Origin of the sequence: Knoellia sp. LjRoot47 (genome assembly GCF_964253435.1) — a bacterium.
Classification (GTDB): domain Bacteria; phylum Actinomycetota; class Actinomycetes; order Actinomycetales; family Dermatophilaceae; genus Knoellia.
Window position 1 is genome coordinate 231,297 of the sequence record NZ_CAXUQS020000003.1, and the last position, 12,809, is coordinate 244,105.

Annotated in this window: 9 protein-coding genes; 1 reads left to right on the forward strand and 8 read right to left on the reverse strand. The window is 72.7% G+C overall.

Annotated elements, in window-relative coordinates:
* Positions 1 to 39 precede the first annotated feature (39 nt).
* The 8 genes from ligA to ACSQ11_RS17750 all read right to left on the reverse strand — a co-directional run bounded on the left by ligA (position 40) and on the right by ACSQ11_RS17750 (position 11,256).
* A complete protein-coding gene (ligA, locus tag ACSQ11_RS17715) occupies positions 40 to 2,214 on the reverse strand; it encodes an NAD-dependent DNA ligase LigA (RefSeq protein ID WP_436007970.1) in 2,175 nt (724 codons plus the stop codon).
* Between the two features lie 81 nt (positions 2,215 to 2,295).
* Complete coding sequence (locus ACSQ11_RS17720) at positions 2,296 to 2,640, reverse strand: hypothetical protein (RefSeq protein WP_436007972.1); 345 nt, start codon at positions 2,638 to 2,640, stop codon at positions 2,296 to 2,298.
* A 4-nt stretch (positions 2,641 to 2,644) separates the two neighbouring features.
* A complete protein-coding gene (locus tag ACSQ11_RS17725) occupies positions 2,645 to 3,967 on the reverse strand; it encodes a nucleotide disphospho-sugar-binding domain-containing protein (protein ID WP_436007974.1) in 1,323 nt (440 codons plus the stop codon).
* Complete coding sequence (locus ACSQ11_RS17730; RefSeq protein WP_436007976.1) at positions 3,964 to 5,856, reverse strand: glycosyltransferase; 1,893 nt, start codon at positions 5,854 to 5,856, stop codon at positions 3,964 to 3,966. The genes ACSQ11_RS17725 and ACSQ11_RS17730 overlap by 4 nt, the downstream gene beginning before the upstream one ends.
* A gap of 44 nt (positions 5,857 to 5,900) precedes the next feature.
* The gene (xdhC, locus tag ACSQ11_RS17735; RefSeq protein ID WP_436007978.1) at positions 5,901 to 6,794 is read right to left on the reverse strand and encodes a xanthine dehydrogenase accessory protein XdhC; all 894 of its coding nucleotides are present in this window, start codon (positions 6,792 to 6,794) and stop codon (positions 5,901 to 5,903) included.
* A gap of 2 nt (positions 6,795 to 6,796) precedes the next feature.
* Complete coding sequence (gene xdhB / locus ACSQ11_RS17740) at positions 6,797 to 9,241, reverse strand: xanthine dehydrogenase molybdopterin binding subunit (RefSeq protein WP_436007980.1); 2,445 nt, start codon at positions 9,239 to 9,241, stop codon at positions 6,797 to 6,799.
* Positions 9,238 to 10,728: a xanthine dehydrogenase small subunit gene (locus ACSQ11_RS17745; RefSeq protein ID WP_436007982.1), complete on the reverse strand. Its 1,491-nt coding sequence runs from the start codon at positions 10,726 to 10,728 to the stop codon at positions 9,238 to 9,240. Before ACSQ11_RS17745 ends, xdhB begins: the two co-directional genes overlap by 4 nt.
* 60 nt (positions 10,729 to 10,788) lie before the next feature.
* A complete protein-coding gene (locus tag ACSQ11_RS17750) occupies positions 10,789 to 11,256 on the reverse strand; it encodes a mycothiol transferase (protein WP_436007984.1) in 468 nt (155 codons plus the stop codon).
* An 89-nt stretch (positions 11,257 to 11,345) separates the two neighbouring features.
* Here ACSQ11_RS17750 and ACSQ11_RS17755 point away from each other — a divergent pair.
* A partial coding sequence (locus ACSQ11_RS17755) for a long-chain-fatty-acid--CoA ligase (protein ID WP_436007986.1) occupies positions 11,346 to 12,809 on the forward strand: 1,464 nt, incomplete at its 3' end.

Genomic DNA, 12,809 nt, shown 5'->3' on the forward strand with positions numbered 1-12,809 from the left:
CGACGGTCAGCCGCCCGGTGGGTCCGTCGACTCCGTCGTTCAGGCGTCCGGCTCGGCCCCCTCGGCCGCCTCCGCCGCGCCAGACTCGAGCAGGGTGACGAAGCCGGCCTCGTCGAGGATGGTCAGCCCGAGCTCGCGCGCCTTGTCCTCCTTGGACCCGGCCCCGGGCCCGACGACGACGTAGTCGGTCTTCTTGGAGACCGAACCCGACGCCTTGCCGCCGCGGCTGAGGATGGCCTCCTTGGCCTCGTCACGGCTGAAGCCCTCGAGCGAACCGGTGACGACGACGGTCAGCCCGGCCAGGGTCTGCTCGACCGACTCGTCGCGCTCGTCCTCCATCCGGACGCCGTCGGCGGCCCACTGGTCGACGATCGCGCAGTGCCACTCGTTGCCCTCACGGTCGAACCAGTCGCGCACCGACTCGGCGATGACCCCGCCGACGCCCTCGACGCCGGACAGCTCCTCGACGCTCGCCTCACGGATCGCGGCCATCGACCCGAAGTGCTGGGCCAGGGCCCGCGCGGCCGTCGGGCCCACGTGGCGGATCGAGAGACCGACGAGGACCCGCCACAACGGCTGGCTCCGCGCCGACTCGAGGTTGGCGACGAGCTTGGCGCCGTTCGCGGAGAGCACCCGGCCCTCGACGACCGACTCCGGCGCGTCGGTCTTCTTCGCGGCCCGGGTGTAGAGCGGGACCCGCGCGATGTCCGCGGCGGTGAGCCCGAAGAGGGTCGACTCGTCGGTGAGCACGCCGGACTCGAGCAAGGCGACCGACCCCTCCCATCCCAGCGCCTCGATGTCGAACGCACCGCGACCGGCGAGCCCGGAGAGGCGCTCGCGCAGCTGCGCCGGGCAGGTCCGGCTGTTGGGGCAGCGGATGTCCTTGTCGCCCTCCTTCTCGGGCGCGAGCGTCGTGCCGCAGGCGGGGCACTCGGTCGGCATCTCGAACGGGCGCTCGCTGCCGTCGCGCAGGTCGACGACCGGGCCGAGGATCTCGGGGATGACGTCGCCGGCCTTGCGCAGCACGATGGTGTCGCCGATGAGCACGCCCTTGCGGACGACCTCGGTGGCGTTGTGCAGCGTGGCCCGCTCGACCGTCGACCCGGCGACGAGCACGGGCTCCATGACACCGAACGGCGTCACCCGGCCGGTGCGCCCGACGTTGACCTGGATGTCGAGGAGCTTGGTGTTGACCTCCTCGGGCGGGTACTTGTAGGCGATCGCCCACCGGGGCGCGCGCGAGGTGGCGCCGAGCTGGCGCTGCACCGAGATCTCGTCGACCTTGACGACGACGCCGTCGATCTCGTGCTCGACGTCGTGACGGTGCTCCCCGGTCGAGACGATGAAGGCGTTGACCTCGTCGATCGTGTCGACGACCCGGAAGTGGGTCGAGACCGGCATACCCCACGCTTCGAGGGCGGCATACGCCTCGCTCTGGCGTGAGAGATCGAAGCCTTCACGACGTCCGAGACCGTGGACGAGCATCCGCAGCTGACGGGTCGCGGTGACGCGAGGGTCCTTCTGGCGCAACGACCCTGCCGCCGTGTTGCGCGGGTTGGCATAGGGCGGCTTGCCGGCCGCGACGAGCTGGGCGTTGAGCTCGCCGAACGCCTCGATCGGGAAGTAGACCTCGCCGCGCACCTCGACGAGGTCGGGCACCGGGTGCTTCGTGGTGCCTGCCAGCTCGGTGGGTATGCCGTGCACCGTGCGGACGTTGAGCGTCACGTCCTCGCCCGTGCGGCCGTCGCCGCGCGTGAGCGCGCGCACGAGCCGGCCCTTCTCGTAGAGGAGGTTGACGGCGAGGCCGTCGATCTTGAGCTCGCACAGGTAGTGGAAGCCCGCACCGGCGTCACGCGTGACGCGCGCGTTCCACTCGAGCATCTCCTCCGGCGAGAAGGCGTTGTCGAGGCTGAGCATCCGCTCGAGGTGGTCGACGGCCTGGAAGTCGGTCGAGAAGATCGCACCGCCGACGGTCTGGGTCGGGCTCTCCGGAGTGCGGAGCGAGGGGTACGCGTCCTCGATGGCGTTGAGCCGCTTCATGAGCCGGTCGTACTCGCCGTCGCTCACCGTGGGTGAGTCCTTGACGTGGTAGGCGAACTGGTGGGCCGTCGCCTGCTCCGCGAGGTCGGTCCACTCGTGCCGGACCTCCTCGGGTGCCTGCGCGACTGGCTCGACGGCGGACTCGGACTCCACGGGAAGGTCGCTCTCGCTCACCCGCTCATCCTGCCGCAGACCGCGGACATCGACCGCCCGCGCCGCGGCGACAGGTCAGCGCACCGTCCAGCGCGCCGGTCGTCAGCGGCGGTTCGGCCCCCGCAGCGTGTCCCACGCGCCGGTCGTGTGCGCGGACGTCCACGTCGGTCCCAGGCTCCCGGCGCCACGGATGACGCTCGAGGTCCCGGCGAACGAGTCGACGCGGTAGATCGCCCCGTGGTCCTTCGCCGTCCTCAGGCCCATGAGCGCGAAGCGGCTGCCGCACGGGACCGAGGCGAGCTGGTCGAAGGTCCACGTCGCCGCACGGACGAGGGTGAGGCGGGGCGCGAAGGCCGCGGTCGTCGGGATCGTCACCTGGTAAAGCGCCCCGGCGGACGTCGTGGCGTAGAGGACGTCCGCGGCGGCCGCTAGTGCCGCACGGGCCACTCGGTCAGTGCCTCGAAGTGATGAGATCCGGTCCGGTCTCCAGCAGGGCTCGTCGCGCCCGTAGAGGGCCCGGCACGCGTTGGAGGTCCGCGGACAAGGCGGTCAGGCGCGCCCGGCGCTCGGGCACCAGCAGTTCGCTGGCGACCACCCGCAGCTCCTCCGGTGAAGCGGTGTTGGGGTCGAGGGCCTCCCCCACACCGCCGGCCTCCACAGCGGCGGCGCCCGCGAACTGGTCGGTGGAGAACGGCAGCAGGAGCATCGGCACGCCGGCCGAAAGGGCCTCGGTGACGCTGTTGTTGCCGCCGTGCGACACGGCGAGCGCCGCATGGTCGAGCAGCGTCACCTGGGGCAGCTCGGGCCGCACGAGCCACGACGCCGGGACCGGCCCGAGTTCCTCAGGGGACGTCGAGCCGGAGGCCAGCGCGACCCGGACGTCGAGGCCCGCAAGCGCCTCGGCGACGCGCGCCAGGACGTCCGAGCGCACCGAGAGGAAGCTGCCCAGGCTCACGTAGACCACCGGCGCCCCATCCGCGGCGAGCCACTCGTCGACCTCCGCGTCGGGCTCCTCGGTCCGCACCGACGAGCCGAGAAAGGCGTGCCGTGGCAGGAGGGCCGTGCGCTCCGGCGGGTGGAGCTCAGCGGGGTAGTTGAGGAGCAGCACGTCACCGGTCTCGGCGAACGCGTCCTCGCTGGCCGCCGCGGACGGGTCGAGCGCCGACAGGACGGCGTTCCACTGGTCGGTGAACGCGTCGCGCACCACCTCGCACCGGCGCCGGAGGTGGGCGAGGGCGGCGGGGTCCTGCTCCAGCCGGCTCGGCCACGCCGGCGGAAGGCCGTAGACCTCGTCGCCCACCGTGAGCGCCGAAGGATGCCCGAGGACGACGTCCGCGTGGCTCAGCCCGGTGCCCGTCAGCCCCAGACGCGCGCCGAAGGCGAGGTGGTCGACGAGGACGTGGTCGGGGCGGACGCGATCGACGACGTCGCGGACTTCGCGGGCCACCCGCAGGGGCTCCCACAGGAGGTCGTTGCCACGGGCGTCCGCCTGGAAGGTGAGGGTCGGCACGGCGCCTCGACGCGTGGCCTCGAAGAACCCGCGGAGGGCGTCGTCCTCACCGCGCGGCTGGTCCTCTGCCCGGATCACGCCGGGGTTCGACCCACGGCCGAGGCGGAGATCCTCGCGCTCGAACCCGAACCGGCCCACGATCGCGTCCGTCGCGGGCCCGGTGGCGACGACGACGCGCTCCCCCGCGTCCGCCCATGCCGTAGCGAGCGTCGCGAGCGGCAGCAGGTGCGAGGCGTAGTCGGGGCTGATGACGAGCAGGGTCACCGCGCGACCTTCGCATAGACCTCAACGAGCGACGAGGCCATGGTGGCGATTCCGAAGTCCCTGGCCACGGCGTCCCGCGCCTTCTCTGCGCGCACGGAGGAGTCGGGTGAGGAAGCGAGGTCGAGCGCGGAGGCCACCGCGTCTGCCAGCAGCGCCCTCGACGTCGTGTCGACGAGCAGCCCGGTCACTCCGTCCTCGACGTAGGTCGCCGGACCGCCCTCGTCGGGCGCCACGACGACCAGTCCCGTGGCCATCGCCTCGAGGATCGCGATGCCGAACTCCTCCTTGAGGCTGGCCGACACGTAGACCCCACCGGGCGCACTCAGACCGGGCCGTCCGACGCCCACGGCCGCGAGCCACGCGGCGACCACGCCGTTGGGCCGGTGGCCCGCGAGGAGCAGTCCGTTCCCGGCGGCCAGGTCACGGGGCAGGACGGCGTCGATCCGCGCCAGCTGCTCGCCCTCGTCCGCGGACGGGTCGGCGAGGTCGCCGCCGACGACGAGCAGGTTGCAGCGGTCCCGGACGGGGCCGTCCGACCACGCCTCGACGAGCGTCGCCATCCCCTTGACGCGGTGCAGCCGACCCACGGTGACCGCGAGTGGCAGGTCACGGCGCTCGGGCGGGAGCTGCTCGAGGAGGTCGTCGAGCTCGGCGAGCGCCCGGCGCACCGGTCCTCCGGCCTCCCCCGCCGACGCACCCGCGGCTGCGGCCACCTCTGCGGCGGCGCGGTCCAGCGGGTCGAGGTCGATCCCCTCCGGGACGATGACGACCGACTGCTCCTCCGGGTCGATGTGGAGCAGCGTGCGCAGGTCGTGCTCGAAGCGGGGTCGGGGGAAGGCAACGAGGGCGTCGGCCCCGGCAGCGAGGTCACGCAGGAGCCGAACCCGGAACACGAGGTGCTCGACGTGGTCGGCGGCACCGAACGTGGCGCGAGTGAGGGACCCCGACGCCTCGCGGGCCGCGATGAGCGCGTGCGGGTCGGGGGCCAGCGTGAGCACGGTGGGGATGCCGAGCTCGACCGCCACCTCGGCCGCGGCCCACGAGCCGACGTCTGCCATCCGCAGGTGCAGCACGTCGACCGGACCCGCCGACCGCAGCGCCCGGCGCAGGCTGCGTCGGACGGCTCCGTGCAGCGGCCAGGCATCGGCGGCGGAACGGACGGGCCCGGGCAGCGCGAGCCCGACGTAGTGGTGGCCGGGCGCCGAGACGTCGCCCGACGCCTCCGTGCCCCGACCGTGCCGGCGCGAGAGCGTCAGCACGCGCTCGACCCTCGGGTCCGAGACGAGGGCGTCTCCGAGGTGCACGAGCAGCGTCGCGATGCCACCCGTGTCCCCCTTGCCGCTCTGCAGCAGGCTGCCGTCGACGTCGGCGTGCAGGAAGAGCTGGGCGATGGTCAGGCCCGACCGCTCGACGTCGGGGCGCGGGGCACCCGCGGCGGCGTCGTCGCCCTCCCGCACGTCCCCGAACTCGTCGTCCTCGGTCTCGCCGAACCCCCAGGCCTCGAGCGTGGACTCGGCGAGCACCCCTGCGAAGCCACCCTGTCGCTGCATCGCCCTCAGCGGCTCCACGGCCTCGAGGAAGGGTGTGCTCGAGCGCAGGGCCCACGCGGCGTGCTCGCGCAGATGGGCCACGGGCGAGCTCAGCAGCCGCACCACGAGCGCGCCCGCGGTCACGGCGCCCCCGGCGGCCGCCGCGTGGACGGCGACGATCGCGGTCACTTGGTCGGTGTCGTCGTCGATGGCCTCGGCGAGGGCCGGCAGTGCCGCGTCGCCGTCTCCGGCAGCGGCCCGCGAGACCTCGTCGACCAGCTCGAGCGCATGGAGGATCGAGGGGGCGTCTCGAACCTCGTCGAGCGTCGCCAGCGTGGCTGAGGTGCAGGTGGTGGGCACACGACCATGCTAGGTCGAAACCCTGGACAAACCTTGGACAGAGCTCAGGGTTCTCCGAACGTATGCCGGGTGGCCGGCATACCTTCGTCTCCCGGACCGCTCAGTGGGAGCCGCGGCTCCTCGTTCACCGGGACCCGGTCCGGGCTCCACCGGAGGAGGAGGTCGGCGGCGACCCCCACGGCGATGGTCGCGGGCTCCTTGCCGACGAGGCCGGGCAGCCCGATGGGTGTCGTGACGCGGGCGAGGTCGTCCTCGCCGAAGCCGCCCTCGCTCTCGAGCCGGTGCCGCAGCCGGGCCCACTTGGCCCGGGACCCGATGAGCCCGATGTCGCCGAGGCCCGCGGTGCGCAGGGCCGCATCGACGAGGGCGGCGTCCTCGGCGTGGTCGTGCGTCATGACGAGGACGTGAGCACCGGCTGGCAGACCGCCGAGGACGAGCTCGGGCAGCACCGGGACCCGATGCACCTGGACGCGTGCGTCGGCGTCGGCCAGCGGCGCGAGCGCCTCGTCGGTGAGGGCCTCGGGGCGGGTGTCGACGAGATGCAGGTCGAGGTCGTGGCGGGCCAGGATGCGCGCGAGCTCGTGGCCCACATGACCCATGCCGAAGATGGCGACCACGGGAGGGACGGCCACCGGCTCGAGCAAGACGCTCACCTCACCGCCGCAGCACTGCATGCCGTGCTCGAACGGCGCCCTGTCGGACAGCGACGACGTGAACGACTCGGGGACCAGCCGGCCCTCGGCCAGCATCTCTTTGGCCCGGGCGACGGCGACGGCCTCGAGGTTGCCGCCGCCGATGGTGTCCCAGGACCGCTCCCGGCCGACGACCATCTTGGCCCCGGCCTCGCGTGGGGCATGGCCCCGCACCGAGGTCACGGTGACGAGGACGCCCGGCTCCCGGCTCGTCCGGAGCTGCTCGAGGGCTCGTAACCAGCGCACGGTCAGGCCTGCGCGAGGTCGTCGACGGCGGCCTCGGACTCGGGGCGCCGGAGGGGCGCGTCCGGGTCGGGCTGCGGTGGAGTGGGGCCGGCGCCGGGGTCGACGTCGCCGTCGGGCTCGGCACCGGCACGGGCCTGCTGCAGCGCCCAGAAGACCGCCTCGGGCGTGGCCGGGCTCGGGAGGTCGACGCTGGTCCCCATGGGCCCGAAGGCCGCACATGCCTGACGCAGCGCCTCCCTCACCGACAGCGCGAGCATGAGCGGCGGCTCACCGACGGCCTTGGAGCCATAGACCGCTCCTTCCTCGTGCGCGCGCTCGAGCAGCGCGACATTCAGCACCTCCGGGAGGTCGGCGATGCTCGGCAGCTTGTAGGTGCTCGCCGACGCCGTCGCGAGGCGGCCGCGCTGCTCGCCCTCACCGGTGTCCCAGCGCAGGTCCTCGAGGGTGAGCCAGCCAGCACCCTGGACGAAGCCGCCCTCGATCTGGCCGATGTCGACCAGCGGCGAGAGGCTGTCGCCGACGTCGTGGACGATGTCGACCCGCAGCGTGCGGTGCATCCCCGTGAAGGCGTCGACCTCGACCTCGGTGGCGGCGACCCCGTGCGCGAAGTACTTGAACGGGCTGCCCTGCATGACACTCGAGTCCCAGTGCAGCCCCTCGGTCCGGTAGTAGCCGGCGGCGGAGAGCTGGACCCGGGCGAAGTAGGCCGTGTGCACGAGGTCGGCCCAGCTGAGCGTCTCGCCGGTCCCCGCCCCTGACACGACTCCGTCGACCACGGTGATGTCCTCGGCAGGCACCCCGAGCCGATCCCCCGCGACGACGGCGAGCCGTCCGAGGATCTGCTCGCACGCGTCCTTGACCGCACCACCGTTGAGGTCGGCACCCGACGACGCCGCGGTCGCCGACGTGTTCGGCACCTTGTCCGTGCGCGTCGGCGCGAGCCGCACCGTGCGCAGCGGCACACCCAGTGTCGTCGCCGCCACCTGGAGCATCTTCGTGTGCAGGCCCTGGCCCATCTCGGTGCCACCGTGGTTCACGAGGACCGACCCGTCCTTGTAGACGTGGACGAGGGCGCCCGCCTGGTTGAAGGCGGTGAGGTTGAACGAGATCCCGAACTTCACCGGGGTGACGGCGAGCCCTCTCCTCGCGTCCTCGTGGGTGGCATTGAACTCCGCCAGTTCTGCACGCCGCCGCTCGAGGTCGGCCTCGACGCCCACCTGCTCCCACGCCCGTTCGAGGCGGTCGGCCTGGGTGATGACCTGGCCGTAGTGGGTGGTCTGGCCGTCGGCGTAGAAGTTGCGGCGCCGCAGCTGGTGCGCCTCGATGCCGAGCAGCGGCGCGCACCGGCCGAGGACGTCCTCGATGACGAGCATCCCCTGCGGTCCGCCGAAGCCGCGGAAGGCGGTCTGCGACGTCTTGTGGGTGCGGGCCACCCGTCCGGTGACCCGGATGTCGGGGATCCAGTAGGCGTTGTCGACGTGGCACAGCGCCCGGGCGAGTACCGGCTCGGAGAGGTCGAGGCTCCACCCTCCGTCGGACGTGAGCGTGGCCTCGAGCGCGACGAGGTGGCCCTCGTCGTCGAAGCCGACCCGCCAGCGGGCGTGGAACCCGTGGCGCTTGCCCGACATCGTGAGGTCCTGGGTCCGGTTGAGCCGGAGGCGGACCGGCCGTCCGGTGAGCCGGGCGCCGAGCGCCGCGACGGCCGCGAACCCGTGCGGCTGCATTTCCTTGCCGCCGAACCCGCCACCCATCCGCAGGCACTGCACGGTGACCTCGGAGCTCTGCAGCCCGAGCACGTGGGCGACGATCTCCTGTGTCTCGGTCGGGTGCTGGGTGCTGCTCTCGACGAAGACCCGCCCGTCGTCCTCGACGCGCGCGAAGGAGGCGTGGGTCTCGAGGTAGAAGTGCTCCTGCCCCGCCATCTCGGTCTCGCCGTGGAAGACGTGCGCCGCCCCCTCGAGTGCTGCCTGCGCGTCGCCACGCTGCACCGTCGGTTGTGCGCCCTGGAAGCTCTCGGCGGCGATGGCCTCGGCAAGGGTGAGGGTCGAGGGGAGCACGTCGTAGTCGACCTCGACTGCGAGGGCCCCACGTCGCGCGGCCTCGGCACTCTCGCCGAGCACCCAGCAGACGGCGTGCCCGTGGAAGCACACCTCGCTCGGGAAGAGCGGCTCGTCGCCCTTGATGCCGGCGTCGTTCGTGCCCGGCACGTCGTCGGCGGTGAGCACGCGGACGACGCCGGGCACCGTGAGTGCGGGTGCGACCCGCAGCCCGGTGACGAGGGCGTGCGCGTGCGGGGCCTGCACCGGCCACGCGTGCAGCACGTCCTTGGCCCTGGGGTGCAGGTCGTCGGTGTAGAGCGCGCGGCCGGTGACGTGGAGCTCTGCCGACTCGTGCGGCAGTGCACGCCCGACGACCGCGCCGTCGGGTCGCTGCGAGAGGCGGCTCACGGCCGCGCCCCCGCGTCCCGGGACCGGCCGGCATACAACCGCAGGAGCGACTGTCCGAGCATCGCGCTGCGGTAGCGGGCGCTCGCGCGGTGGTCCGAGAGCGGTGTGCCCTCGGTGGCGAGGACGGCGGCGGCGGCATCGACGGTCGCGCGCGTCCATGGCTTGCCGGTGAGTGCCTCCTCCGTGCGCAGGGCCCGCAGCGGCGTGGGAGCCACGCCGCCGAGACCGATCCGCACACGCTCGACCGTCCCCTCGACGACGTCGAGGGCGAACGCGACCGCGACGCTGGAGATGTCGTCGACGCGACGCTTGGCGACCTTGTGGAAAGCGCTGGTCCCCGCCAGGGGCAACGGGATCCGCACCTCGCGGATCAGCTCGACAGGTCGGCGGACGCTCTCGCGGTAGCCGGTGAAGTAGTCCGCGAGAGGCACGACTCGCTCCCCCGCGGTGCTCGTGAGCACGAGCGCCGCCTCGAGGGCGAGGAGGGCCGGCGCGGCGTCGCCGATGGGCGACGCGGTGCCGAGGTTGCCGCCGAGCGTGGCGCCGTTGCGGATGAGCGGTGAGGCGAACTGCGGGAAGAGCTCCGCGAGCAGCGGCACCCGACCGGCGAGCCCGCGCTCGACCTCGGTGAGCGTCAGACCGGCGCCGATCCGGACCTCGTCGTCGCCGACGTCGAGACCGCGCAGCTCGGGCAGCCGGTCGACGGCGACGAGCAGCGGCGGCCGTGCGCCCTTGAGGTTGACGTCGACTCCGAGGTCCGTGGCACCCGCGAGGAGCACCGCGTCCGGGCGCACCGCGAGGAGGTCCAGCGCCTCGGTCAGGTCGGCAGGGCGGACGAGCTCCGCACCGTCGGCCTGCAGACGGGTGGGTCGGGCGGGGGTGGGCGCGGTCCGCCGCCTCTCGGCGAGCGGGTCGGACTCGACGGGCGCGCCGAGGGCCCAGGCCGCGTCGCGGATCGGCCGGTAGCCCGTGCAGCGGCAGAGATTGCCCGAGATCGCGTGGAGGTCGAAGCCGTTGGGGCCGCAGGAGCCGTCGCCCTCCGCCGTCGCACTCACCTCGCCCTCGGCCCGCGAGCGACCGGGACGGTAGAACTCCGCGGCCATCGCGCAGACGAACCCCGGTGTGCAGTAGCCGCACTGGGAGCCACCCCGCTCCGCCAGCTCCCGCTGGACGGGGTGTAGCCGCCCGGGTTCGCCGAGACCTTCGACGGTGACGACCTCCTGGCCGTCGAGGGCGGCGACCGGCACGAGGCAGGAGTTGAGCGCCACCCAGTCGGTGCCCGTCCCGTCAGCAGACGGGCGCGCGACGAGGACCGCGCACGCGCCGCACTCGCCCTCGGCGCACCCCTCCTTGGACCCGGTGAGGCCACGGTCGCGCAGCCAGTCGAGGGTCGTCGTGTGCGGCGTCGCGCCGCCCCCCAGCGGGATCGCCGTGCCGTTGACGGTGAGGAAGGCCGCCCCCGGCTCCATCGGCGCGGTGGTCGTCATGATCGTCGATCCTAACCGCGGCTCGGGTGGTCGCCGGCGGGTTCGCGCGCCACCCGGACGTCAGTCGCGCGCGTCATCGGCGAGCAGCACGTCGCGGGTCACCTCGAGCTGCCCGAGGTGCTGGGCGAGCTCCTCGTAGACGTGCAGGAGGACGTCGCCCTGCGTCGCGTATGCCGTGCCGTCCCGCCCCACGGGCGGGCTCACCGGAGGCGCCCCGACGTCGCAGGCACCGACGTCCTCGTGGAGCCGGGCCCGGCCGGACTCGAGCAGGGCCAGCGCCTCGGCGACCGTTCCGGTGGCGGTGAACTCGCCGTCCCGGTCGCGCGGGACGAGGATCCCGCGGTTGACCGTGCGGCCCCAGCGGCCCATCACGCCGACGACGTGAGACACGAGGACGAACGCCGAGTTCGACCCCTCGAGCGAGGCGACCGACGCGTTGACGAGGGGGTCGCCCAGCTCGCGCACGATCGCGGCATACCCGTCGAGGGCGTCGTCGCAGAAGGTGAGGTAGGACTCCGAGGTGATCACGCACAGGAGTCTTTCAGGCTGGGCACTCCCCATGCGACGCTGCGGCAGACCACAATGGCGGCGACCCCGTCACGGCAAAGGAGCCACCCATGGGCAGCGCAGAGTCCAACCTCTCGTCCAACCTCGTCCGTACCGCCACCTCGATGCCCGAGCGTCCGGCGATCAAGATGGGCGGGCAGGACATCAGCTACGAGCAGCTGCACGGCTTGGCCGCGAAGCTCGCGGGGTCGTTGCGCGCCAGCGGGATCGAGCCGGGTGACCGCGTCGCGCTCATCCTGCCCAACGTGCCGGCCTTCCCCGTCGCCTTCTTCGCCACGCTCCTCGCCGGCGGCGTCGTTGTCCCGATGAACCCGCTCCTCAAGGCAGGCGAGATCGACTTCTTCTTCACCAACTCGGGCGCGAAGGTGGCCTTCGTCTGGCCCGACTTCGTCGAAGAGGCCACGAAGGGCGCCGCGAACTCCGGCACGACCATTGTCGAGTGCGGCCCGATGGGGCCGGTGGAGGGCGTGCTCGCCGACGGCGACCCGATCGCCGAACCCACCGAGCGCGAGGGTGACGACACCGCGATCATCCTGTACACCTCCGGCACGACCGGCCGTCCCAAGGGCGCCGAGCTCACCCACGACAACATCAACCTCAACGCGATGCGTTGCGCCGAGGTCATCCAGGAGATCTCCCCCGACGACGTCATCATGGGCTGCCTGCCCCTGTTCCACGTCTTCGGGCTCGTTGTCGGTCTCAACGCCGCCGTGCGCGTCGGGGCCTCGCTCGCGCTCATCCCGCGGTTCGACCCGGCAGCCGCGATCAAGGTCATCGGCGACGAGAAGGTCACCGTCATGCAGGGCGTGCCGACGATGTATGCCGCGATCCTCAACCACCCGGACTCCGACTCCCTCGACGCGTCCTCGCTGCGGACGTGCGCCTCCGGTGGGTCGGCGATGCCGCTCGAGGTGATGAAGGCCTTCGAGGAGAAGTTCGGCTGCGTCATCCTCGAGGGCTACGGCCTGTCCGAGACGTCACCGGTCGCGTCGTTCAACCTGCCGGGCCGAGAGCGCAAGCCCGGCACCATCGGCCTGGCGATCCCCGGCTGCGAGATGCGGGTCGTCGACCTCGACGGCAACGAGGTCGCGCGCGGTGAGGTCGGCGAGATCGCCATCCGCGGCGACAACGTCATGAAGGGCTACTGGGACAACCCGCAGGCGACGGCCGAGGCCATCCCCGACGGCTGGTTCCGCACCGGCGACCTCGCGACGCAGGACGACGAGGGCTACTTCACGATCGTCGACCGCAAGAAGGACATGATCCTGCGCGGTGGCATGAACGTGTACCCGCGCGAGGTCGAGGAGGTCATCTACCAGCACCCCGACGTCCTCGAGGTCGCCGTCGTGGCCGTCCCGGACGACCTGCTCGGCGAGCAGGTCGGCGCCGGTGTCGCGCTGCGCGAGGGGTCGACGGCGACGCCGGAGGACATCATCGCGTTCACCAAGGAACGGATCGCGGCCTACAAGTACCCACGGCAGGTGTGGCTGCTCGACGAGCTCCCCAAGGGGCCG

Excerpts from the sequence above, each read along its gene's own strand:
- ACSQ11_RS17745 (WP_436007982.1), bottom strand. The coding sequence starts at position 10,728 with ATGACGACCACCGCGCCGATGGAGCCGGGGGCGGCCTTCCTCACCGTC.